This window comes from Rhizobium sp. YS-1r (assembly GCF_000757525.1).
Classification (GTDB): Bacteria; Pseudomonadota; Alphaproteobacteria; order Rhizobiales; family Rhizobiaceae; genus Neorhizobium; species Neorhizobium petrolearium.
The window spans coordinates 199,304-223,865 of the sequence record NZ_JPYQ01000024.1 but is presented as its reverse complement, the minus strand read 5'-3'; the positions used below and the strand labels follow the sequence as shown (position 1 = coordinate 223,865).

The 24,562-nt window shown below is 61.3% G+C and carries 20 protein-coding genes; 4 read left to right on the top strand and 16 right to left on the bottom strand.

The window, feature by feature from the left end; translation table 11 throughout:
• Window positions 1-8 precede the first annotated feature (8 nt).
• From JL39_RS17055 to JL39_RS17030, 6 genes are all read right to left on the bottom strand, one after another.
• The gene (locus tag JL39_RS17055) at window positions 9-1,082 is read right to left on the bottom strand and encodes a four-carbon acid sugar kinase family protein (RefSeq protein ID WP_037152962.1); all 1,074 of its coding nucleotides are present in this window, start codon (window positions 1,080-1,082) and stop codon (window positions 9-11) included.
• Window positions 1,082-2,071, bottom strand: coding sequence for an oligopeptide/dipeptide ABC transporter ATP-binding protein (locus JL39_RS17050; protein WP_037153724.1), 990 nt, complete (start codon window positions 2,069-2,071; stop codon window positions 1,082-1,084). The genes JL39_RS17055 and JL39_RS17050 overlap by 1 nt, the downstream gene beginning before the upstream one ends.
• On the bottom strand, window positions 2,071-3,078 hold the full coding sequence (locus JL39_RS17045) for an ABC transporter ATP-binding protein (protein WP_037152960.1): 1,008 nt from the start codon (window positions 3,076-3,078) through the stop codon (window positions 2,071-2,073). The genes JL39_RS17050 and JL39_RS17045 overlap by 1 nt, the downstream gene beginning before the upstream one ends.
• Complete coding sequence (locus tag JL39_RS17040; RefSeq protein ID WP_037152957.1) at window positions 3,075-4,034, bottom strand: ABC transporter permease; 960 nt, start codon at window positions 4,032-4,034, stop codon at window positions 3,075-3,077. Before JL39_RS17040 ends, JL39_RS17045 begins: the two co-directional genes overlap by 4 nt.
• 2 nt (window positions 4,035-4,036) lie before the next feature.
• The gene (locus JL39_RS17035) at window positions 4,037-4,993 is read right to left on the bottom strand and encodes an ABC transporter permease (RefSeq protein WP_037152953.1); all 957 of its coding nucleotides are present in this window, start codon (window positions 4,991-4,993) and stop codon (window positions 4,037-4,039) included.
• A gap of 207 nt (window positions 4,994-5,200) precedes the next feature.
• Entirely contained in the window at window positions 5,201-6,850 is a 1,650-nt protein-coding gene (locus tag JL39_RS17030; protein WP_037152950.1) for an ABC transporter substrate-binding protein, read from the bottom strand.
• Between the two features lie 288 nt (window positions 6,851-7,138).
• Between JL39_RS17030 and JL39_RS17025 the strand changes: the two genes are divergently transcribed.
• The 4 genes from JL39_RS17025 to pdxA all read left to right on the top strand — a co-directional run bounded on the left by JL39_RS17025 (window position 7,139) and on the right by pdxA (window position 11,624).
• Window positions 7,139-8,047 carry a dihydrodipicolinate synthase family protein gene (locus tag JL39_RS17025; RefSeq protein WP_037152947.1) on the top strand — a complete coding sequence of 303 codons (909 nt, stop codon included), beginning with the start codon at window positions 7,139-7,141 and terminating at the stop codon, window positions 8,045-8,047.
• Between the two features lie 12 nt (window positions 8,048-8,059).
• Window positions 8,060-9,256, top strand: coding sequence for an exo-alpha-sialidase (locus JL39_RS17020; protein ID WP_037152944.1), 1,197 nt, complete (start codon window positions 8,060-8,062; stop codon window positions 9,254-9,256).
• Window positions 9,257-9,480: 224 nt separating this feature from the next.
• Window positions 9,481-10,614, top strand: a complete 1,134-nt coding sequence (locus tag JL39_RS17015; protein ID WP_037152941.1) for an iron-containing alcohol dehydrogenase — start codon at window positions 9,481-9,483, stop codon at window positions 10,612-10,614.
• Window positions 10,615-10,643: 29 nt separating this feature from the next.
• Window positions 10,644-11,624 (top strand): 4-hydroxythreonine-4-phosphate dehydrogenase PdxA, encoded by a 981-nt coding sequence (gene pdxA, locus JL39_RS17010; RefSeq protein WP_037152939.1) that lies wholly within the window; start codon window positions 10,644-10,646, stop codon window positions 11,622-11,624.
• 23 nt (window positions 11,625-11,647) lie between these two features.
• Here the strand turns inward: pdxA and JL39_RS17005 are convergent, their stop codons facing one another.
• From JL39_RS17005 to JL39_RS16960, 10 genes are all read right to left on the bottom strand, one after another.
• Window positions 11,648-12,670, bottom strand: coding sequence for an LLM class flavin-dependent oxidoreductase (locus tag JL39_RS17005; RefSeq protein WP_037152936.1), 1,023 nt, complete (start codon window positions 12,668-12,670; stop codon window positions 11,648-11,650).
• A 146-nt stretch (window positions 12,671-12,816) separates the two neighbouring features.
• A complete protein-coding gene (locus JL39_RS17000) occupies window positions 12,817-14,406 on the bottom strand; it encodes an FAD-dependent monooxygenase (RefSeq protein ID WP_037152934.1) in 1,590 nt (529 codons plus the stop codon).
• A 64-nt stretch (window positions 14,407-14,470) separates the two neighbouring features.
• Entirely contained in the window at window positions 14,471-15,259 is a 789-nt protein-coding gene (locus JL39_RS16995) for an IclR family transcriptional regulator (protein ID WP_037152931.1), read from the bottom strand.
• Complete coding sequence (locus JL39_RS16990) at window positions 15,256-17,196, bottom strand: TRAP transporter fused permease subunit (RefSeq protein WP_052182933.1); 1,941 nt, start codon at window positions 17,194-17,196, stop codon at window positions 15,256-15,258. The genes JL39_RS16995 and JL39_RS16990 overlap by 4 nt, the downstream gene beginning before the upstream one ends.
• Before the next feature lie 6 nt (window positions 17,197-17,202).
• A complete protein-coding gene (locus JL39_RS16985) occupies window positions 17,203-18,159 on the bottom strand; it encodes a TAXI family TRAP transporter solute-binding subunit (RefSeq protein WP_037152928.1) in 957 nt (318 codons plus the stop codon).
• Between the two features lie 182 nt (window positions 18,160-18,341).
• Window positions 18,342-20,030, bottom strand: coding sequence for an ABC transporter permease subunit (locus JL39_RS16980; RefSeq protein ID WP_037152925.1), 1,689 nt, complete (start codon window positions 20,028-20,030; stop codon window positions 18,342-18,344).
• A complete protein-coding gene (locus JL39_RS16975) occupies window positions 20,027-21,076 on the bottom strand; it encodes an extracellular solute-binding protein (RefSeq protein WP_037152922.1) in 1,050 nt (349 codons plus the stop codon). Before JL39_RS16975 ends, JL39_RS16980 begins: the two co-directional genes overlap by 4 nt.
• A 20-nt stretch (window positions 21,077-21,096) precedes the next feature.
• Window positions 21,097-22,125: an ABC transporter ATP-binding protein gene (locus JL39_RS16970; protein ID WP_037152919.1), complete on the bottom strand. Its 1,029-nt coding sequence runs from the start codon at window positions 22,123-22,125 to the stop codon at window positions 21,097-21,099.
• On the bottom strand, window positions 22,112-23,737 hold the full coding sequence (locus JL39_RS16965; protein ID WP_052182932.1) for a CocE/NonD family hydrolase: 1,626 nt from the start codon (window positions 23,735-23,737) through the stop codon (window positions 22,112-22,114). The genes JL39_RS16970 and JL39_RS16965 overlap by 14 nt, the downstream gene beginning before the upstream one ends.
• 7 nt (window positions 23,738-23,744) lie before the next feature.
• Entirely contained in the window at window positions 23,745-24,560 is an 816-nt protein-coding gene (locus JL39_RS16960) for a creatininase family protein (RefSeq protein ID WP_037152916.1), read from the bottom strand.
• Between the last annotated feature and the right edge of the window lie 2 nt (window positions 24,561-24,562).

The window sequence follows — 24,562 nt, the reverse complement described above, 5'->3', positions numbered from 1 at the left end:
CTTGCCCATCATCCGGCCTGCCGCGTTTCGGGCGCCGTTTCAATCGCTTGTATCAGAGATTCCCGCGTACCGAAGCCCCCGGACTTTACCGCAACCCGGATGTGCCGGCCATTTTTCAGCAGGACTTCGCACCAGGGAATACCTGGCTCGATCTCACCCTTCGGAAACAGCACGCCGGCTTCCAGAGCCCGCAGCAGCGCGTAGGCCGTGTCGCCGCCGCCGGTGACCACCGTGTCCGGCATCAAGGCTTCGATCGCGGCTTGGATCGTTTCTGCAAATCGGCTTGCGACGGTCGCACTGTCCTCGACGATTTCGCCGGAACAGCGAATGAGCGCCGGCAATCCGGTTTCAAGTGGAACTACAAGGGCACCCGCGGGTGCATCGATCACCGTGTGGAGCTGCCGGCATTCCTCCAGAGCCGTCATCTGCGCCATTGTGATCGGATCGCGGGAGCCGATTGCAAACAAGGTTGCCGCGGAGGTGCGGAAAGGTGTGGAGTTTGTGTCCGGTTTACGAAGCCTCCGTGCGAGCGCCAGGCCAAGGCCCCGCGTGCCGACTGCCACCGTGTCGCTCCAGTCATGACTTGCGAGGACGCGGTCAAGGTCACCGTCGGTCTCGGCATCGGCGATGACGAGGTCCGCGCCGGGGCCGGCAAAGAGGGGCAATATCGGGATAGGTTTGTCGACGCCGCGACCGACGACCGCTCCACCACGGGTGAAACGTTGCTGGTCGGGAATGGCGGGCGCGACGACAAGCTTGCGATAACCTGAGGCTTTTGCAACTGCTTCGCTTTCGACGGCGACATTTCCTTTCAGGCGTGAATCGATCTTCTTGAAGAGAAAGGCGGGTTCGGCCACGGCGATTGCCGCTGCCGCAAGCCCGATACGCGCTTCCGCTTCCTCCGGAGGCAAGGCACGGGAGGCGGTGTTGACCACCAGCACGTCCGGCCTGCCGCTCAATGCGATCGGAATGTCTTCCACGTCGGTTGCCACCACGACCGAGAGTCCCGCCGCCGCGAAGGGCGTGCCCGTATCGAGCGCGCCCGTCAGATCGTCGGCGATGATTGCGACTTGAATAGCCATCAGCTCAAGCCCGAATTGACCGCATGGCAGGCGACGAGATGGCCGGGGCGGGCCGCCTTCCATTCCGGCACGACCTTGGAGCAGACCTCCATGGCGATCGGGCAGCGGGTGTGGAAACGGCAGCCGGAGGGCGGATTGAGCGGGCTCGGCACATCGCCCTGCAGGATCTGGCGCTTGCGATTTCGTTCGCGCTCCGGATCGGTTTCCGGCACGGCGGAAAGCAGCGCCTTGGTATAGGGATGTAGTGGCGTCTGAAACAGCGCATCGCGTGGTGCGAGTTCCGCCAAACGGCCAAGATACATGACCCCTACACGGGTCGAAATGTGCCGAACCACCGCAAGATCATGGGCGATGAAGAGATAGGTCAGGCGGTATTTCTCCTGCAGGTCGAGCAGCAGGTTGATGATCTGCGCCTGGATCGATACGTCGAGCGCCGAGATCGCCTCGTCGCAGACGATGAATTTCGGCTGACAGGCAAGCGCCCTCGCAATCACCACGCGCTGGCGCTGACCGCCGGAAAGCTCGTGCGGATAACGGGATGCGAAACGGGCGGGCAGGCCGACATCGGAGAGCAATGTGGCGATGCGCTCCTTGAGCTCCGCCTTTGTCGCAAGTTTGTGGAAGAGGATCGGTTCTCCGACCGCTTCGCCGACCGTCATGCGCGGATTGAGCGTCGAATAGGGGTCCTGGAAAACGATCTGCAAATCGCGGCGGAAGGGCCGCATATGCTTCTCGTCGAGCCGTGTCAGGTCCTGGCCCTTGTAGATGACCTTGCCGCCGCTGGCGCGGTGCAGGTTGAGGATGGTGAATCCGGTCGTCGACTTGCCGCAACCGGATTCGCCGACGAGGCTCAGCGTCTCGCCTTCCTCGATGTCGAGGCTGACGTCGTCCAATGCGTAGACGGTCGCCGCCTTCTCGCCGAAGGCGCCGAGCCGCACGTGGAAGTGCTTCACCAGATTTTCGATCCTGAGCAGGGGTTCGGCACTCATCATGCAGCCTTCAATGCTTTGTTGACGGCAAAACAGGCGGCGCGATGGCTGCCGCCGGAGGAGATCGGTTCAAGCTTCGGCACGTCCCGCCGACAGATGTCCATGGCAAGCGGGCAGCGCGGCGCAAACGGGCAGCCGGCAGGGCGGCGGCCGGGTTCAGGCGGCGTGCCGCCGATCGAACTCAGCCGCGCGGCCGGAGCATCGGAAAGCGTCGGGATCGAGGCGAGCAGGCCGCGGGTATAGGGATGGCTCGGATTGGCGTAAAGCTCGTCGACCTGTGCGTCCTCAACCACCGTTCCGGCATAAAGCACCACGACGCGATCGGCCAAACCGGCGATCAGCGCAAGGTCATGGGTGATCCAGACGACCGACATGCCGAGTTTGTTGCGCAAATCTTTCACCAGATCGACGATCTGTGCCTGGATCGTCACGTCGAGCGCGGTGGTCGGCTCGTCGGCAATCAGCAGCTTCGGCTCGCAGGCAAGCCCGATCGCGATCATCACACGCTGGCGCATGCCGCCGGAAAGCTCGTGCGGATAGGCGTCCAGCCGTTCCTCCGGCCCCGGAATGCCGACAAGGCGCAAGAGCTCCACGGCCCGTTTGCGGGCATCCGTCTTCGCCATCTTGCGGTGATAGATCAGCGGCTCGCACAGCTGATCGCCGATCCGCATCACGGGGTTGAGGGAAGTCATGGGGTCCTGGAAGACGAAGCCGATATCGCCGCCGCGCACCTTGCGCAGTTCCCGGGTCGGCATCGTCTGCAGGTCGCGGCCGTCGAAACGCGCCGTTCCCTTGCTGACACGGATCTTGTTCGGCAGGAGCCGCATCAGGCTCAGCATGGTCAGGCTCTTGCCGCAGCCGGATTCGCCGACGATGCCGAGCGTCTCTCCTCTGCCGACATGCAAATCGATCCCGTCGACGACGACGGCGGGGCCACGACGGCCGTCGATTTCGACGGTCAGGCCTTTGACATCGAGAAGAGGGGGTTCTGAATTCCGAGCGGTCACTTCGTACCTCGCGGGTTGAGAGCGTCGTTCAGGCCATCGCCGAGGAAGGAGAAGGCGACGGAGGCGAGGCCGAGCACGGCGGCAGGGGCGGCAAGCAGGTGCGGATAGTGCTGCCAGACGCGCAGGCCGTCGGAGATCATGTTGCCCCAGCTCGGTGTCGGCGGGTTCACGCCGACACCCAGGAAGGAGAAGGCGCTTTCGAGCACCATGGCCGTGCCGAGGCCGGCGCTGACCGAGACGATCAGCGGACCGAGCGCGTTCGGCACCACGTAGCGCGTCATGATGATGCGGTTCGACAGGCCGAGCGCCATGGCGGCGGTAATATAGGGGCGGCTGCGGATCGACAGCACCTGGGCGCGGACAAGACGCGCATAGGGAGGCCACGAGATCAGCGCCATAGACCCGAAGACGAGGAGGAAATCGATCCAGATCGTCTCACGGTAGAAGGGATTGAGGGTCGCCATGTATCGCGCTTCCATCCAGCGGGCGATCGGCGTTTTCAGGGAGGCATTGATGACGACGACCAGAAGCAGGTTCGGCACGGACATGGTCATGTCGGTCAGCCACATGATGAGGCGGTCATAGGGATCGCCGAAGAAGCCGGCGATTGCGCCGAGGGTCGTACCGATGGCGAGAGCGATCACCGTGACCACGACCGCGACGAGGAAGGCGGTGCGGGTGCCGTAGACGACACGGCTGAAGACATCGCGGCCGAGGTCATCCGTACCGAAAAGATGGGCGAGCGACGGCGCCTGGTTGCGGGCCGCGAGGTCCTGGCTCAGGAAATCGTAAGGCGTCAGATACGGGCCGAAGATAGCGGCAAAGGCGAGCAGCAGGACGATGCCGAGGCCGAGGATCGCCAGCTTGTTGCGTTTCAGCCGGTGCCAGGCATCCCGCCACAGGCTGACCGGCGGCTCCTCGTCGGCCATCGCCGGATTGGTCTGAACGAGCGTCATCGTCAGCGGCTCCTCCTGGAAGCGTTGGCGCGTGGGTCGAGCAGCGGATAGAGGATGTCGACCAGAAGGTTGGAGATCATCACCAGGAAGGAGCCGATCAGGGTGATCGCCAGGATCACCGGATAATCCGAATTGATCAGCGCCTGCACGGTGAGGCGGCCGAGACCGGGCAGGCCGAAGACCAGTTCCACGAAGATCGCGCCGTTGACGATGGTGATCATGATCAGGCCGAGCTGGGTGACGACGGGGGTCAGTACCGGCCGCAGGATGTGGCGCAGCGCCACCATTATCTCCGGTACGCCCTTGGCGCGGGCAGTGCGGACGAAATCCTCCGACAGAACCTCGATGACGGCGGCCCGTGTCTGGCGCACGATCAGCGCAATCGGCTGGAAGGAGAGGACGATAAGCGGCAGGAGGATGCGCACGTCGAAGATACCGCCCCAGCCATAAGGCACCCTGACGCCGGGCAGGAGAACGATCAGCGCCACCATCAGGAGCGGACCGGCGACATAGGCCGGGATCGCCCAGAGGAAGAGGGCCGAACCCAGAATGGTGTAGTCGATACGGGTGTTCTGGTTCAGCGCTGCGATCATGCCGAGCGGAATGGCGACCAGCGCCGTGAGGATGACGGAACAGAGAGCGAGCTGGAAGGAGACCGGGGCAGCCGCTTTCACCAGCGCCCAGACCGAGCGGCCGGAACTCAGCGAATTGCCGAATTTGCCCTGGGCGAGATTCCAGACATAGTAGGCGAACTGTTCGATGAACGGCTTGTTGAGGCCGGCGCTTTCGCGGATCGCCTCGATGCGTTGCGGGTTATAGGCCACATCGCCCGGTGCACGCAGAAAAATCAGCTTGATCGGATCGCCCGCGCCGTAAAAAGCCAGCGCATAGACCGCCAGCATGACGAGCAGGACCGACGGGATCCAGATCGCAAATCGTGTCGCAACATAACGCAGCATCGCCGAAAATCCTCCCGCATGGGGCCGGAAACCGGTGGCGATGGCGGTTTCCTGACGCTTTCATGCCGTTTCTTCCGCGAGCGCACAGCCGCTGCGAAACATTCGGAGCCTCCCGCACCGGCGGAAGGCAATGCGCGGAAACTGGCGCTCCGCGCATCGCACTCTTGCGGGCCTTGCAATCGGCCCGCGTTCCGATCGATTGCCGCCTTAACCGATCGAAATCTCCCAAGGCCGCGCCACCTGCCAATCCAGGTTCTTGTCGATGCCCTTGACCTCGCTGGTCGCCCAGCGCGACATGGCCTGAGCATACCAGGGAATGAAGACCCAGTCCTCGCGGAAGGCCTTCTGGGCCTCCTGTGCAAGTTCCACGCGTTTCGGGTCGTCGGCCGCCTTGGTCGAGGCCTCGGCAAGCGCTGCATCGACCTTCTGGTTTTTGTAACCGCCGAGTTTGTTCTGTGCATTGGAAGAGGCCGAGGCGATCGAGCCCTGCAGGTAGGAGACTGCATCCGGCACGCGGGTGCCGACGTCGTCGCGGAAGATCTGCACGGCGTTCTGGTCGGGGCCGGCATAGGCATCCTGCTGCGGCTTCATATCCACCGCGGTAATGCCGAGGTTCTGACGCCACTGTTCGGCGATGAATTGCGCCGCGGCCTCGATCGCCGGGCCGGAAATACCGACAAAGAGGAGCTTCGGAAGCCGTTCCGGGCCGCCGTATTTCGATTCGGCCAGCAGCTTCTTTGCTGCTGCCGGATCGTAGGGAAAGGGTTCGAAACCGGAATTTTCCGCGCCCGGCACGGAGTTGAGAACCTGATCGGTCTTCCTGTGCGGCCCGTCCGGGTAGGAGGCTTTCATCAGGCCGTCGCGGTCGACGGCCATGATCAGCGCCTGCCGAACCTTCGGGTCATCCATCGGCGCACGGGACGTGTTGAACCAGAAATGCTGACTGGTGGGGATGATCGGACCGGAGGAGAATTCGGGACCGAGATCCTGCACGATCGTGGAGGTGATGAGCTCCGTATGGGCATTGAACTCGCCCGACTTGATCAGCGAGGTCGCGGTGATATTGTCTTCGATTGAGGTGATTTCGATGCGAGCGAGCTTCGGCTTCGGTCCAAAGAAATTCTCGTTCGGCTCGAAGGTGAGCTTGCCGGCATCGAGGTCGATCTCTGTCAGCTTGAACGGGCCGGAATAGACCGCGTCGTTGTCCGGCATGTACCAGTCCTGGATCTCCTCTCCATCATCGCCGCGCGACTGAGACGCCTTGGTGATCGGTGCAATGTGATTGGCAACGCGCATGAAGAAGATCGGATCAGCTTCCGAAAGCGTGACGACGATCGTGCCTTCATCTGGCGTCGCGATGCCGGCAAGTTCTGTGGCATTGCCGCCGCTCACATCCGCATAGCCGGCAACCTTCGACAGAACCTGGTCGGCGCGCTGGTTCTTGGTGTTCGGCATGGCCGAGACGTTCCAGGAGCCTTTGACGTCCGCCGAGGTGATCTTGCTGCCGTCCGAAAAGGTTGCCTTGGGATCGATCTTGAAGGTCCAGACCTTGCCGCCTTCCGACGGCGACCAGCTGGCGAAGACATAGGGGTGGATCTCGCCCTTCTCATCGAAATACATGGGCGAGGCCCACCAGATCGAGTTCCAGCGATAAGGAACGCCGCCGCCGCGAAGAGGCGACCAATCCTGGTTGAAAGCGGGATTGGCGACTTTGAGTATCTGGCCTTCCTGCGCGAGCACGATGTGCGCGTTGCCGCCGAAAACCGATGCGGCGATCGTCGCGCCAATGCCGAGTTTCAGCGCCTCACGCCGCGAAAACAGCGCGGCTGCTGCAGAATCGTCTTCCCTCTTGGTCATCCCTACCTCCCATGTGGAAAAATGCGTACCGTTCCTCCTGGCCGCAAGATGTGCTAGATTTGCGCGATATTGTAAATATGTCAATGTTGTTTCTTGGATTTTCTCTGTGTCGCGAGAGTATCCAAAAAATATTTTGTAAATTCAATATATTGCAATAATTATCTCCGGCCTCGTGGTGTTTGTTTGTTGACAACTATCGATTTTTGACGTCAAAAAGTGGCATCCATATGCTCTGTGAGCGATGATTCAATCGGCCAGTTCCAGAGCGGATCGGGATCGGGAGGCTACATGTCAAATAATCATGTCATCAAAGGCGTCTTCTGCGCGGCGGCAACGCCGATGAATGCGGATTATTCGCCCGATCTTGGCTTGTTTGCCGCTCATTGCAAGCGCTTGCTTTCCGATGGTTGTCACGGCATCGCGCTGCTTGGTACGACCGGAGAGGCGAATTCGTTCTCGATTGCCGAGCGGCGGACGATTCTCGAAGCGGCTCTTGCTGCTGGCATTGCGCCGGGGGAGTTGATGCCGGGCACGGGGCTGGTCTCGGTTCCGGATACAGTGGAACTGACCAGGCACGCCTTGTCTCTTGGTGTGACAAAGGTGGTCATGCTTCCGCCCTTTTATTACAAGGGCGTGAGCGATGACGGTCTGTTCGCGGCCTATTCGCAGATCATTGAAAAGATTGGCGATGCCCGTCTTCAGATCGTGCTCTATCATATCCCGCAGGTCTCCGGCGTGCCGCTGTCGCTGCCGCTGATCCAGCGCCTTGTTGCTGCTTTCCCGAAGACGGTTGTGGGTATCAAGGATTCGGCCGGCGAACTTGCCAATATGCAGGCGATCACGGCGGCCTTGCCGGATTTCTCGGTATTGGCGGGCGCCGATCCGCTGATGCTGCCGCTCCTGAAATCCGGCGGCGCAGGCTGCATTACGGCGACTTCCAACATTGTGGCAGATTCTCTGAGGGTCATCTTCGACAATGTCGCCAATCCGGCCATGGCCGCCGAAGTCGAAGCGGCGCAGGCGCGCATCAAGGCCTACCGCGCGCTCTCCAATTCTTATGTGCAGATTCCGACGATCAAGGCGATGGTGGAACTGAAGACGGGCGAGGCTGGCTGGCGTCGCGTGCGTCCACCTTTGATGGCGCTTTCGGAGACGGAATTTGCCGATCTTTCCGCAAGCTATCTCAGCTTGCCATAAGCGATTGATCTTATGACGTTTACAGCTCTCAACCCCGCTGATGTGCCGGCCCTGATGACCGGCGAAATTCGCCCGAATGCCGGGAGCGCCGGTCGCTCCGATGCCTACCTTCCATCGCCTTGCATGCAAAATCATGCTGCAAACCTCGCCTTCCTGGCGGATGGAACACTCACGTGCGTCTGGTTCGGGGGCACGATGGAAGGCATGGGTGATATTTCGGTCTACATGTCCCGTCTTGCGCCGGGAGCAAAAACATGGTCGCAAGCGGAGAAGCTCAGCGACGATCCCGCCAAATCCGAGCAGAATCCGCTGATCTTCACTGCGCCTGATGGCAAGGTGTGGCTGCTCTATACCTCGCAAACATCCGGCAATCAGGACGGCGCAGTTGTCAAGAAGAGTGACTCTGCTGATGGTGGTCGTACGTTCGGGACGCCCGAGATTCTCTGCGACATTCCCGGCACGTTCATTCGGCAGCCGATCATCGTGAATAATCACGGCGTATGGCTTCTGCCGATCTTCCGCTGCCTGACGGAAATCGGTCGCCGCTGGACGGGCGATATGGATCGGGCCGCCGTGCTGGTCTCCCAGGATGCCGGCAAAAGCTGGCAGATGGTCGAGGTGCCGGACAGTATCGGCGCCGTGCATATGAACATCGTACCGCTTCAGGGCGGGGAGATGGTGGCCTTTTATCGCAACCGTTTTGCGACAAAGATTCTGCGCAGCCGCTCCGGCGATGGCGGTCTGACCTGGAGTGCGTCGGAGGCAACCGAGCTTCCCAACAACAATTCGTCCATTCAGGCAACGCGCCTGAAAGATGGTGGGATTGCAATGGTTTACAATCACTCCGATGCGATTATGTCGGATGCCCGCAGGCATTCGCTTTACGATGAAATCGAAGGTTCCGAGAGTAGTGGAGCGGCGGCAGGGGTTGAAGCTGTGTCCCGTCCGGGCGGTGCTGTCTGGGGCGTGCCACGTGCGCCGCTCAGCCTTGCGATCTCGCGTGATGGCGGCGCGACATTTCCGACACGCTTCGACCTCGACACGGGCGACGGTTACTGTCTCAGCAATAATTCGACCGACATGCTGAATCGGGAGTTTTCCTACCCGTCAATCGTCGAAGAGACGGATGGGACCCTGCATGTCGCCTACACCTACTTCCGACGGGCCATCAAATATGTGCGGCTGGACAGGTCTTTTTTGGAGACTTGACAATTCAGAGCATTGGCGCCGCAGGTCCTGGAGTGTGGCCTTCTCGCCCGGTTCAGGGCGGGGTGTTCGGTCTTTCAAGTTCATATTGCTTATTAAAAGTCTGCTGAGGACGCCGGTAAAGTGGGAAAAGCCTACTCGTCGCTTGCCAAGTTTGCTCAATGGATATAACAACTTTACATCTATAGGCGCGAGGCGCTCCGCCCGCATGGGAAGAGGTGAAGCGGATGAACACTCTGAGCATGCCGATCTCCATGATCCGGCCGCCGGTGATCGAATTCGGTGTGGGGACGGCGGAACGCCTTGGCGTCTGGGCCGCCCGGCGGAAATATCGCCGTATTCTGGTCATCTCGGATGCGTTCAACGCGTCGCGAACGAATGTGCTCGGTCTTGCAGGTGAGGTTACGGTGTTCGGCGAGGTGCGTGCCGAACCGGATATCGAGGACCTGGCGCGCGTATTGGCAGCAGCCGATCAGGCAAATGCCGAACTCATCGTTGGCTTCGGCGGGGGAAGCGCCATGGACCTTGCCAAGCTTGCAACTGTTCTCTCCGGCTCCAGTCAGGCGCTTGCCGATGTGGTTGGCGCCGGCAAGGTCGCCATGCCGCGCCGCGCCGCACTTGCGCAAGTGCCGACGACCTCGGGTACGGGGAGCGAAGCCGGTATCCGCGCACTGGTCACCGATCCGGCTACCCAAAGCAAGCTCGCAGTCGAAAGCATCCATATGCTTGCCGATATCGCGGTCATCGATCCGGCACTCACCTTTACCGTGCCGCCCAAGGTTACCGCCGCGACCGGCATTGATGCCATGGCCCATTGCGTCGAGGCCTTCACCAACCGGAAATCCCATCCGGCGATCGATCTTTATGCAATCGAGGGCGTACGGCTCGTCGGGCGTTATCTGGCTCGGGCCGTCACCGAGGGCAATGACGCGGAAGCGCGCGCCGGGCTGTCGCTCGCCTCCCTCTATGGGGGCTTCTGCCTCGGCCCGGTCAACACGGCGGCGGGCCATGCGCTTGCTTATCCGCTCGGTACGCGCTGGCATATGGCGCACGGTGCGGCCAATGCGCTGATCTTTCCGCATGTACTCGCATTCAACACGCCGGCCGTGCCGGAAAAGACGGCAATGATCCTCGAGGCGCTTGGCCTCAGGCACTCGAACACCATCGGTTCAGTCTTTGAGGCAGCGCATGCCTTCTGCGCCTCGCTTGATATCGAGATGAGGCTCTCCAAAATCGGCGTGCCGGATACGGATCTCGGTATCATGGCCGATGATGCCTTTTCTATCCGCCGTCTTCTCGACAACAATCCGCGCGACATGTCTCGCGCTGATATTCTGGCGATCTACGAAGCTGCATATTAAGACGGGCTTTAGGAGAAGGGCATCCGATCATGAGCAAGGACACGCGTATCGCGATCACGCTGGGCGATCCGGCGGGCGTGGGGCCTGAGGTCATCGTCAAGGCGCTGACGGCTTTGCCGGAGGTTGAACGCGCGAACTTCACGGTGGTTGGCAATATCGAAGCATTGGAGCGCGCCAACAAGTCCTGCGGCACCTCGCTTGCTTTTTCCACTACACCCAGGGCAGGTGCGATCGCGGTCGATGAGGTGGAGATCGATGGTGTGATGCCCGATATTGGCAAGGTAAGCCTTGTCGCAGGTGATGCCTCGGTGCGCTATATCCGTCGGGCAGTGGAGCTTGCGCTTGCGGGGGACGTGGATTGTATCGTCACCGCACCGATCAACAAGGAAGCGATGAACCTCGCCGGCCATCATTACGACGGCCATACAGGCCTGCTGGCACATCTGACCGGTTCGAAAAGCTCGTTCATGCTGCTCGCCTCCGAACGGCTCAACACGATTCATGTCTCCACTCATGTCTCGCTGCGCGGCGCGATCGAGCGGGCGAAGACGGAGCGGGTGCTGGCGACGATCGAGGCGGGACATCAGCACTTCCTGCGGATCGGCAGAAAGGCGCGTATTGCGGTGGCCGGTCTCAATCCACACTGCGGCGAGAACGGCCTTTTCGGCACCGAGGATACGGAATTCCTGGCGCCCGCCGTCCAACAAGCCTGCGCAAAGGGCATTGATGTGGTCGGGCCGATTTCGGCGGATACGGTCTTCGCCCGGGCGTATAACGGCGCCTTCGATCTCGTCGTGGCGCAATATCACGACCAGGGTCACATCCCGATCAAGCTTGTGGCGTTCGACAGCGCCGTCAACGTCTCGCTCGGCCTGCCGATCGACCGTGTTTCGGTGGATCACGGCACGGCATTCGATATCGCCGGCACCGGAAAAGCGAACCACGTCAACATGCTGTCTGCCATTTCCTATGCGCGGCTGATCGCAACCAGCAGAACCAACGCTTTGTAACTGCCGTTCCGACGGAGCGAACCTTAGCGCCAGCCAAGAGCCGGGGCAACGTGGGTCAGGATGGCTTCTATGACATGCGCGTTGTAGTCGACGCCGAGCTGGTTGGGGACAGTCAGAAGCAGCGTGTCAGCCTCCGCGATCGCCTCATCCTTCGCCAGTTGCTCGATAAGGACATCCGGCTCGGCGGCGTAACTGCGGCCGAAGATCGCCCGGGTCTTTTCGTCGATGAAGCCGATCTTGTCGTCGTTATCGTTTCCATACCCGAAGTAGGCACGGTCGCGGTCATCGACCAGCGCAAAGATGCTGCGGCTGACCGATACCCGCGGCTCGCGCGCGTGACCAGCGGCCTTCCATGCCTCGCGGAAGGCTCGAATCTGGTCGGCCTGCTGAACGTGGAATGGAAGTCCGCTCTCGTCATCCTTGAGTGTGGAACTCTGCAGGTTCATGCCAAGCTTGGCCGCCCAGGCGGCGGTGGCATTCGAACTCGCTCCCCACCAGATGCGATCCCGCAGACCTTCCGAATGCGGCTCGATGCGCAGGAGGCCGGGAGGATTGGGAAACATCGGCCGCGGGTTGGGTTGAGCAAAACCTTCGCCTCGCAGCACTTCGAGCAAAACCTCTGCATGGCGGCGGGCCATGTCGGCATCGGTCTGGCCCTCGGGCGGGACGTAACCGAAATAGCGCCATCCGTCGATCACCTGCTCAGGCGATCCACGGCTGATGCCAAGCTGGAGGCGCCCACCGGCGATGATGTCGGCCGCGCCTGAGTCCTCGGCCATGTATAGCGGGTTCTCGTAACGCATATCGATGACTGCCGTGCCGATCTCGATGCGGCTGGTCTTCGCGCCGATTGCCGCCAGCAGCGGGAATGGCGAGCCGAGCTGGCGGGCGAAATGATGTACACGGAAATATGCCCCGTCAGCACCCAGGTCCTCGGCCGCGACGGCGAGGTCTATGGACTGCAGAAGCGCGTCGGATGCCGACCGCGTCTGCGATTGGGGCGAGGGCGACCAATGCCCGAACGATAGGAAGCCGATCTTTTTCATGATCCCGTCGCGTAAAAGGTTTTGCCGGTGCAGCTTCCGCTTCTTGGCACAATTCCGGCTCGGGATATAGGTGCGACGCAGCTACAGAGCGTTCACACTTTCCGGGCCGGCCTCCAATCCAATTCTTGAGCGCTCATTTCGGGCCTTCACTGCCGTCCAACTGCCTTTCGCAGGATAGCCTCCGGTAAACGAGGTGTGTCGTTGGAAGACCACGCGACAAATTGGTCGGGCCGCACAAGAATGTAGCGAGCATCATATTTCTCTCGCCCATCAGCCCGGTTGTCAGAGATGATTTCGAGCGGCAGATACAGCATTTCCGCGGCTTTCGAGAAGGCCGCCATGCTCTTGGCGTCTCCATCGAAAGCAAGCAGCGTGAACCCCGACCCAAGAACTTCAAAGACATTGCGCCCGTCCGACAGTATTTGTGGCGAAAGATGGTGGCCGGGACGGGCGGTGAATTCATGCCCGCCGATGGCGCCAGTCTTTCCACCAGGGGGACCGAAGATAACCGGCGAGCCGCAGTAGTTCGGCTCGAAGGCATTTACCTCCGCTCTCGCTCCTGACCCTCGTGCCGCCCATTCCGCTTCGAAGGCGGCCTTGTCGCGCGCCGGATCATATTTCTCCAGGAAGTCCCGGTCGCTGTGGATCGCCTTCTCGATAAAGTCGCCGGCAGTAGAGGCAAAGACCGGCCGACGCTCTTCGTCATAGCTTTCGAGGAGGTCCGGGCCGCCCCAGCCCTGAAGAACCGCTGCAAGCTTCCAGCCGAGATTGCGGGCATCTTCGAAGCCGGTGTTGATGCCGTAACCGCCATAGGGAGGATGGCTGTGAGCGGCATCGCCGGCAATATAAACCCGTCCGCGACCATAGCTGTCGGCGTTGGCGAAACGCAGGTCCCAGAAGCCTATGTAATCAAAGGCGATGTCGAATTCTGCGCCGGCCGCCCTGTGCAGATAGGAGGCGAAATCGAAATTGTCCTTCGTCGTGCCCGCCGGGACCGGCGCGTGGAAGAACCAGCTATTGCCGAGATCGACGCGGCCAAAGAACTGCCAATAGCCCTTCAATTCCGGATGAAGCACATTGTAGAAGGATTTGCCGGGGAATCGTTTTAACAGTTCATGAAGGCCGGTGGAGCGAAAGACCAGGAGAACCATCAGCCGATCATGGTCCGAGAGTGTCTGGGTAATGCCGGCTTTTTCCCGCACCATCGAGCGGCTGCCGTCGCAGCCGACGACGTAATCGGCATGGAGCACGCAGCGCTCGGCTCCATCGCGCCGAGCCATAGCAACCGAAGCACCTTCCGGATCTTCCGCTATATCCTCAGCGTTCCATCCGTAGAAACACTCAACGTCACGTAATGCTTTCACGCGCTCGCGCAGCACCTCCTCGGTCCGGTATTGCGGCAGCCGCTCATTGTCGGTGAAGTAATAGGGCCGCACGAGTTCGCGCTGCAGCCAGTCATAGTGATAGTCGCCGAGGAGCGTGCCATATGCAGTCAGCCCACCGATACCGTATTCCTTCGGCACCGTCCGGGCCGCTCTCAGCGGTTGTTCTGCGCCCCAGAAGTAGAAATGCTCCATTGTCCGCTGGGTGAGGTTTTGTCCCTTGGGCACTTGCTGCGGTGAGGGATAACGCTCGACGATGATTGTGTGAACTCCTCGCTGGCCCAATTCGATCGCAAGTCCCGTTCCAACCGGACCACCGCCGACAATAATTACCTGCGCTTGTCTTTCCTGCATCTCGCTTTGTCCTCCCGCTTCCGAAGATGCGAGGCTGAAGCAATCAAGTCAATGCAAAGTCTCTCTATATGAGATTATGATTTTCATTGCTGTGGCGATGCGATGCCAGCATCTGGCTTATGTCCTTTCCCACGGATCTGACGTTTCGGCCGATCTCATCGATGGTCGAGCCATCGACAAGGCTGCCGGAAATGGTGACGCAAACGCTGGCAATGGGGCTGCGACCGACATCGAAGACCGGTGCGGCGATGCCAACCACACCTGGCGTGACCTCGCCATAGGCGACAGCAAAGCCCGCCTTCTTCACGCGTTTCAGGCTCTCGTATACTTCTTCGATGGTGCTGCCGAGACCAATGGACTTCATATCGTCGAAATTGCGCTCGACGATCTGCAGAAGGCGCCGGCGAGGCAGGAACGAAATAATCGAGCGGGCAATCGCGCCCTTAGTCAGCGGCATCGGGCGGCCACGCGGGTAGCTGCTGATAGGGTTCTTGACGGAGCTGCGGGAGTCGACGCAGAGGATCTTATCGCCATACCAGCGCAAGAGAAGGGCGGTGCAGTTGTATCGTTGAGTGAGATTCTGGAGGTGTTGAGCGCCAGAGAGGATGAGGGTGTCCGACTTTCTCAGAAGATAGTCCAGCTCGACGATTTTCGGTCCCAGCGTAAAGCCAGTATTCGGCATGGAGGTCAAAAGCCCCGCCGCCTTCAGGATCTTCAGATAACGGTAGAGCGTGGGGCGGGCGTAACCCAGGACCTCCATCATTTCTTCCGGCGTCCATTCCAGTCTGTCTTCGGAGAAAAGCCCCAGCACAGCCTGCAGGCGTTCGAGACTGTTGACCGATTTTTCCGTCAAGATGCTGCCTGTTCCATGAGTTTTTTGCCACCGACGTAGGCATATGCCATGGCGGCGATCCCAGCGACAAGTCCCGCCGCATCGGTATAGACGGCGCCTGTAAAGGCGTCGGCGGGAATGAGTGCCAGAACTCCGGCAATAGCAAAGACGATGCGCATGATGATCGAGAGGCGGGCCGTGAAATAACCGGCGAGCGCGGAGGAAACCAGCCAGACGCCGAAGGCCGCAGTGACCAGGGCCCAGATAACCGAGGTTGTATCGCCGATCATGAGCAGGCTCGGCGAATACGCGAACATGAAAGGAATGACGAAAGCGATCCAGCCGAACTTGCAGGACGCGATGCCGGTCTTGATCGGATCGGCCTTTGCAATGCTTGCGGCCGCGAAGGCAGCAAGCGCGATCGGCGGCGTGATCATCGACATCATGCCGAAATAGAGCACGAAGAGATGAGCCGCCATTGGAGGCAGCCCGACTTCGACGAGGGCCGGCGCTACCAGGGAGGCGAGGAGCACATAAACGGCGAGCGTCGGCAGACCCATGCCAAGGATGATGCAGACAATCGCCGACATGACGAGCAGCACGATCGCGCTGCCGCCACCGAGTTGAACCAGAGCATAAGTGAGATTGAAGCTGAGGCCTGTCATATTCATCACGCCGATGACGATACCAGCCGCGGCTGAGATGACGATAATCTCGACGACCGCCTCGCCGGCCTCGATGATCGTCGCAGACAACGCTCGGACCGATGCTCGTACACGGTCGTAACCGAAGATCGCTCCCGTCACCACCACCGAGCCGCAGGCAAGAAAGGCAGCCTTTTCCGGCTGCCAGTTCATCCAAAAGAGAGCGTAGATCAGCAACGCGAAGGCGATCAGGAAATGCAGTCCGCCGAGGATCGTCCGGCCGTTTGGGATATCCTCCTCCGGTGCACTCGTGATGCCGAGCTTGGCAGCGTCGAGGTCGGCCTGAATGAACAAGGCGCCATAATAAAGCAAGGCGGGTATGAGTGCCGCCAGTGCTACGTCGGCATAAGATACCTGCAGGAACTCTGCCATCAGGAAGGCCGCGGCGCCCATTACGGGGGGCATTAACTGTCCGCCGGTCGAGGCGACGGCCTCGATCGCGCCGGCCTTGTGGGCGGGATATTTATCCCGCTTGATCATCGGGATGGTAACGACGCCGGTCGCGACCACGTTGGCGACCGCAGAGCCGGAAATCGATCCGAACAGGGCGGAGGCGGCAACCGCGATCTTCATCGAGCCGCCGCGATATCGACCCATGGAAAAAAGTGCGGCATCGGTGAAGAACCTTGCGCCCCCGGTTGCGCCGAGCAAAGCTCCAAAGAAAATGAATGCCACGACGATCGTGGCGCCGACCGATATCGACAGGCCGAAGATGCCGTTGACGTCATAGGCCATGTAGCCGGCGAGCTTTTGCCAGTCCTGTGGCCGGCCGGCGAGACGGCCGGGAACGAAATTGCCAAACATGGCGTAGAGCAGGAACGCGACGATGATGATCACAAGCATCCAGCCGGTCGAGCGGCGAAGGCCTTCCAGCAGAAGTAAGAGCAGGATGATCCCCGGCAGCCATGCCTCGATCGGACGCATGAATATCTGGTTTACAACGGCTGGATAATTCCAGGCGATATAGGCGGAAGCCGCGGCGCTGAGGACGGCACCGATCGCGTCATACCACGGCATCGCGCCGGAGCGCTTGTCGCGGCCAGGCGTATAGATCATGAAGGTAAGTGGCAGAGTGAGGGCAAGCACGACGGCCAGGAACTGCTGGGGATAATAGGATACCCCCAGCATTCGCGGCACGTCCAATGACCAGAGCATGGCACTCAACGTGATGGCCGCGGCAAGCACCGCAGCGACCGGCTTCCAGAGACCTGCGGGAACGCCAAAAGCGGGCTCCCTCATGCGTTCGACGGCCATCACGCATCAACCCTTCCAGAGATCAGCTTCCTTGTAGAACTTGATAGCGCCGGGGTGGTACTCACCCGGAGCCGTCTCACCGACCATCGCTTTCGGGTCAAATTCGGCAAATGGCGGGAAGGCCGCTTGCATGGAAGCTTTGCTATCGTAGAGGACTTTTGTCATCTTGTAGACAATGTCCTCGCTGACGGCTGCATTGGTGAACACGAGCTGCGGATAGGCAATGAAAGTGCCGGGTTCCAGGACGCCGGGGTTGGCAGGACCGGGTTCCATCTTGACGACATATCCGGACTTCCAGTGTTGTCGGATCGCGGCCTTTGCTTCCTCCGTATCCGGAATGGTCAGTGCCCGGATGCCGCCAACGGCCGCGTCCGCTTCGCGCACCTTTCCGGCACCATGCGCGAAGATAAAACCGACACTCTGGCCGGCGATGAAGGCATCTGCGCCCGCGACGACGCTGGGCACTTGCACCGGTTGCATATCCTTTCGCGACAGGCCGACAGTGGCATAGATGGCATCGAGCTGCGGCAGGATGGTTTGTTGCGCCGTATAGCCGTCCACCATCGGCTTACCCTTGAGATCGGCGGTCGTTTTTATGTCGCTGCTTGCCTTGACGAAGATCGCTTCCCTGATCGGCATGATCAGGCCGACGACCCGCAGGTTCTCGTTGACGCTGCCCTGGAACCAAGCTTCGCCCTTCAGGGCGTTGTTGAATTCCTCAAGGTTACCGACGCCGAATTCGACGTCGTTCTGATTGACGAGAGGCATATATTGGTTGGGGCTCGTTGCCGGTTGGATCGTCGTGTTGAGGCCGGCATCGTTGGCGGCTTTTGCGACAGCCGTGCCGATATTGTGGAAGATCGAACCGGGGTTCGACGTGGCAATGCCGACGGTTTGCGCCGAGGCATGGCCAGAAAGGATCAGCCCGGCCGTAAAGACGGCTGAGAGCATCAGCTTCTTCATTGATTGTTCCTCCTCCGCTTGTTCTCCTCCATCGGCCAAGCATACCGATGTAAAATCTCAATAAGAGAGATTACGGATCAATCTTGTCTCGCGACTGGTGTTTTTACAAGCCCTTTTCTCGGATGGCATCGTATTCGACACTCGCCTTTGTCCGTCGGTGGAGCGTCGGCCTGGATCTTCTCTCACCGCGCATAGAGGCGATCCAGGCGCACCACTCTGCCCACCAACGTCAGGGCAATGACCGTGAAGAGGATCAGCACGGCGGAAATCGCGTGCGCGGTCGGTTCCAGGCTGAAGGTCGATTCCGCGTAGATACGGACCGGTAGGGTCGTCAGGCGGGCCGTGGTCAGGAAACTCGTCACCGTGACCTCGCCGAAACTGAGGAGGAAGCCGACGATTCCGGCCGCGAACAAGCCCGGCGCAAGACCCGGCATGATGACCAGCACGAAACGCCGGATCGGGTTTGCTCCGAGGCTTGAGGCTGCTTCTTCCTGAGCGCGGTCGAGGCCCATGACTGAGGTGGTCAGCAGCGTGATGGCGAAGGGCAGGATGACAATGACATGAATGGCGACCAAGCCGAGGAAGGGCGGTATCATCAGATAAAGCTGGAGAAGCCGCAGCATGCCGACGCCGATCGCCACATGCGGTAGTGAGAGCGGCAGGAGCCAGAAGGCGAGCAGGACGGACCGGCCCTTGAAGGGAAACCGTGCCAGGGCGAATGAGGCCGGCAAGGCAAGGGCGATCGCCACCAGCATGGAGGTGACCGCAAGCTTCACCGATACCCAGAACGCATCCGCATAGGTGCCGGCGAAGAAAACTTGCTCGTACCATTTGAGCGTGAAGCCCCGGAAGCCGGCGGCTGTCGCCTGCGGCACGTCGTTGAAGCTCTGGATGCAGACGAGCACGAGCGGCAGCAGGAGAAGCAGAAGTGCCGCGACCAGCAGAAGCTTCGAGACGATCGGCCCGAGGATGTCGATCACCGGCACGAGCCCGCGCGGAATGCTCAGAGGCCGGCTGGGCCTGGCCTTCAGCCAGGGCATCAGGCGGTTGAGCGCAACGGTGCACAGAGCCGCGAAAGCCAGGCTCGTGATGGTCATGATGACGGCCAGCGCCGAAGCAAGCGGAGCGTTGAGATTCTTGATCGCCTCCTGGAGCACGAGCATGCCCGTCGTCCAGACCTTCTTGCCGCCGAGCAGGGTCGCGGACACATAGGCCGTCGACGCCATCAGGAAGACGATGATCGCGCCTGAGCGCAGCCCCGGCAACGAAAGCGGCAGGTCGACGGTGAGGAACCGCACGGCCGGGGATGCGCCGAGGCTTTCGGCCGCCTCATGGACGCGGGGCGACGTGTTCTGCAGGTTGTCGTAAAGTGCCAGAACCATGAACGGCAGGAAGACCTGCGCCAGCGCGACGGCGACGGCGCCATGGGTGAACAGCATGTTCCTTGCGGGCGGAATGCCGATGAGCCCGGTCACGGTGTTGATCAGGCCTTCGGGAGCGAGCAACAGGATGATGCCGAGCGATCGCACGACGACGTTGGTCAATAACGGTATGAGGATGACCGAGAATGCGAGGGCGCGATATTTGACCGGCATGCGCGCCAGCCAGTGAGCGAGCGGATAACCGAGCAGCGCGGTCAGCACGGTCACGCCGATGCCGAGAAGCACGGTTTCGGAGACGACGCCGTAATAGAAGCCGTCGGAGACGACATCGCTGTATTGCGCAAGCGACGGCGCCATGAATATGGGGCCGAACGGGTCCGGATACTCGTGCAGGGATAGCACGAGTACCACGAACATCGGTGCTGCGAAGGAAAGCAGCAGCCACAGGGTGACCGGCGCAGCAAGCGCCGGTCCTATCCATCGGTTCATCCGGCGATCTCCCGGTCGTAGCGCGCCTGCCATTTCGCGCGGCTGGCGTTGATGACGTCCCAGTCGAAGTCGACAAGCTTGCTCACCTGCTCATCGCCGAGAATGAGCTTCGGTTTAAGATCGTCCGGCACGGTGACGTTGTTGACGGTCGGCGAATAGTAGATCTCGCGTGCATAGGCCAGCATGCAGGGCTCCGAAAGGTGGAGGTTGATCCACTCCTCGGCGAGTTTCTGGTTCTTGGTGCCCTCGGTAATGCAGGCGACGTTCATCGCGAGAGCCTGTCCCTCAATCGGAGATGCGATTTCAATATTCGGGTTGCGGCTCTCTACATAGGAGCGGGTGAAGCTGCCGAATTCCACCGACAGATCGCAAAGTCCCTGGTCGAACATTTCAAAGAGCTGTGCCTGGCTCGCCTGGATGGCGGCAAAGGGCTTGAGTTCCTTGACCTTGTCAACCACCAGGTCGAAGTCCTTCTCGGTGCCGCCCCAGGCGCGGGCCGTCATCATCAGGGCCGAAATGCCTTCGGCGCCGAGCCCGTCCGGCCAGGCGATGCGGCCCTTCCATTCAGGGTTCCACATGTCCTTCCAGGACGTGATCGGCTTCGAGGCCTTGCGCTTGTCGTAAACGATGGTGCAGGGATTGAAGGCGACGCCGTAGCCGCCCTTGCGCGCGCTCGGGTAAAGCGCCTCGAAGTTCTTGACGGCAGGAGTCGGGGCCTGGGTTACGCCGTCCTTCACGGCCTGGCGGCTTTCGTAGATATTGAGGTAGATGACATCGAAGCTCGGGCGGCCGCGCTCGGCATAGGCGCGGGCGCGGCGATCGCCGGTGCCTCCGAGAACGTAGCTCACCTTGCAGCCGTATTTCTCGACCAGCGGCTTTTCGACATGTTCCTTGACGATTTTCTCCTGGGCGCCGCCCCAGATGCCGACGACCAGTTCGTCGCCTTTCTTGGGTTCCTGCGCTGCTGCGGGTCGGATGATGTGGAACGGTGCGGCAAGACCGGCACCGAGAGCGAGCTTGTTGAATGCACGACGCGAGAGAGTCATCTGAAGTTCCCCTTGTTCGTTTAGATGAATGTGGCGCCACCTGGCTGGGTTTGGATGTTGCACGACGTGCCGATGGGCGGAGGCGGCATATCCGACGACACGATCAGCCGGATCGTGCCGCATGCGGATTGAATGTCGGCTTCGTAGGTGTCGCCTAAGAAAGCCGAATTGACGAGCGTGCCGGAGACATTGAGCGGTCCGGGCTCGCTGGAAATCCTGAGACGCGAGGCGCGCAGCACGAGCCTGGTGGCACCCTCCGGTGCACCGTCGCAGGCGAGCCCCGGCGCGTGGAACCGGCCGTTTTCCGTTCGTCCTTCGATCACCGTGCGGGCGCCGAGGAAAGAAGCGGTGAAAGCGGATTTCGGCCGGTCGCAGAGGCCGACCGGCGATCCGATTTCCATCAGCAGCCCCTTGCTCATCACCGCCACGCGGTCGGACATGGCGAGCGCCTCCTGCTGGTCGTGGGTGACGAAGACCGTGGTGATGCCGAGGCGCTGCTGAAGGGAGCGGATTTCGCTGCGCATATCGGCGCGCAGGTGGGCGTCGAGGTTGGAAAGCGGCTCGTCGAGAAGCAGAACGTCCGGCTCGATCACTAGGGCGCGGGCAAGCGCCACGCGCTGCTGCTGGCCGCCCGAAAGCTGGCCGGGATAGCGATCCTGATAGGCGCCGAGGCCGACCGTTTCGAGAGCGGCGGCGGCCTTCTCGCGGCATTCCGCCTTGCCGACATGGCGCATGCGCAATCCGAAGCCGACATTGTCGAGCGCCGTGAGGTGCGGAAAGAGCGCATAGGACTGGAAGACCACGCCGATATTGCGGGTATGCACGGGGCGGCGGCTGATATCCTCGCCGCCGAGGATGATGCGTCCGCCCGACGGCTGGATGAAGCCGGCGATCATCCTGAGCGTCGTCGTCTTGCCGCAGCCCGAGGGGCCGAGCAGCGAGAGCAGCTCTCCCCTGGCGACCTCGATCGTCAGGCCGTTGACCGCGACGGATTCGCCGTAGGTCGCAGTGACATTGTCGAGTGTGAGATAGTGCTTATGCGACGTCATCGGACACCCTGGGCATGATGAGGCGGGAGCCTGCAGCCCCGCCGTGGTGAATGGAAATCGGAATGGGCCTGCATGCGATGGCTGGCGCCGGGGCAAAAGCGCCGTTGCCGGGGTGGATTTCGAAGGCTGGCGCCGCCGCGCCCTGCAAGGACAGCCGCAGCCTGAACCCGACCGGAACCGACAGGCAGATGGATCGCAGGGAAATGCGCGCGAGAGCACGATGGGCATCGTCGATCCGGGCATAACCGGTGGAGACGACTTTCGCTGCGCCATCAGGGCCGACCAGCGACAGCGTCGCGCAGACATCGCAGCCCAGGGATCGGGAGGCTATCTCGATCTCGGCCGCAGCCTTGCCGATGAAGGTCGTCGCGGCGTCGAACGGAAGGGTCGTGTAGACCGCCACATCGGCGCGGTTGTCGAAGGCGCTGCGGTCGGCAAAGCCGGCCGGTGTGCCGAGATGGCCTCCGACAAGCGGCGTCGGGCGGAAGGGATCGTGGACGAAGGTGTCGCCGGCCGGCGACGACGGCCCGGTATCGAGGCGACCGTCGCTGATCATCGCGGCGGCAAGCCCTGACGACGACAGGAAGAAGGCCGTATCCGCCGTGGGTGGAAGCGAGGAAAGCGTCCGCCAGCCTCGAAGCCCCATGTCGAACAGCCGAACCGCTGCGGGACGATCTCCCTTGCCCTTCAGGTAGAAATCGAAGAATGCGATCTGGGCGCGGTCGACCGGGAACTCGGCGTCCGGTCCCATGTCGGTGCCGCCGCTCATCCTGTTCCAGGGCGCATGCGTCCATGGCCCGATGACGAGATGAGAGGTTTGAGGGTTCTTCCGGCGGAAAGCGGCATCCGCCGCCCAGGTGCCTTCCAGAAAGAAATCGGCCCAGCCGCCCGTATGGAAAGCGGGGATGTCGAGCGGGTTATCCCTGAGGAGGACGCCCGGAGAAATCTTGCTCCAGTATGTTTCGTCGTCCTCGATCCATTTCCCGAGATGCGAAAGGTCAGGCCGGGCGATCAGCAGATCGCGGAGCGCAAGGTCGTCTGCCGCGCCGTCGATCGTGGAATAGGTCTCGCCATCGTCGTTGCGGGCTGCCTTGAGCTTGGCCATCTGCGCCGCCCAACTCACATTCAATCCGAGCCGGAACGCACTGCCCTCGTAGGCCCAGTCGTCGCGCGGCATCCAGGATGCCATTGCCGGGGCGATCGCATCGGGCCGGCGGCCCTTGCCGGCAAGCGCAAGATATTGCGTCATGGCCTGGTAGCTGAAGCCGTAAAGGCCGAGCTTGCCGCTGCAGCCCGGAAGAGATGCCGCCCAATCGAGGGACTGCGCGCCATCTTCCATTTCGTTGACGAAGGCTTCGAAATCCCCGCCGGAATCGCCGCAACCGCGGACATCCTGAATGACGACGATATAACCATGCGACGCATACCAGCACGGATGCGCCAGCACGACCGTCGAGGCGATGGCGCGCCCATAGGGCTGGCGCATCAGGAGCACGGGATAGAGGCCTTGGTTCGCAGGTCGGTAGATATCCGCGACAAGCACGATACCGTCGCGCAGCACGAGTTCGGCCCTTTCAGGCCCGATCACGTCATGAGGCGTCCGGTGGTGCATCACGTCGTCAGCCCCTGTACATCGTCTTGTAGGTGATGCGGTCGAGTGGGAATTCGAGAACTTCCCTGATCAGCTTCAGGAGATTGCGGGCGCTGCGCTCCACATGCTCGCGGCCGCGTTCGGCATCGGCGGCTGCTGCGTTGCCGCAGGCGCCGGACGGCTGGATGTCCTGGGTCTGCCATCCATAACCGATCCGCCCCTCCGGCATCAGCAGACCGCCCGCCTTTTCCAGTTCGACGGATACGGGCACAAAATCATCGGCGAACTGCATGTCGATCAGTTCGGGATGGAGATGCAGCATGACGCTGGTTTCCGCCTCGCCGCCGTGAATACCGTGTTTCAGCTCGTGTTCGCTGTAGAGGTCGGAGAAATCGGCACCGGCGCTTGCCCAGGCGCTGACGGCGAACATGCCGAGCTTCACCCGCAATTCTCGGCAGACGATCTCCATGACCTGTGGCTGGCCGCCATGCGAATTGACGAAGATGATCTTGCGGCAGCCGGCCCGGTTGACGCTCTCGCCGAGCTCGAACCACATTTTGGCGAGCGTATCGTAGTTGAAGGTCAGCGTGCCCGGATAGGCCGTATGCTCGACCGACTTGCCGACCGGCATCATCGGCAGCACCAGCGCCGGCAGGTCGTCTTCCATCAGTTCCACGGTCCTTGCGATCGTGCCGGCATTGATCGCCGCATCCACGCGCACCGGCAGGTGCGGACCATGCTGCTCGACGGCGGCGACGGGCAGGATGGCGACGAATTTCTCCATGTCGAATTCGAAAAAATCCCTGGTCGTATGATCCCACCACCAATGCGACTTCAGCTTCATGG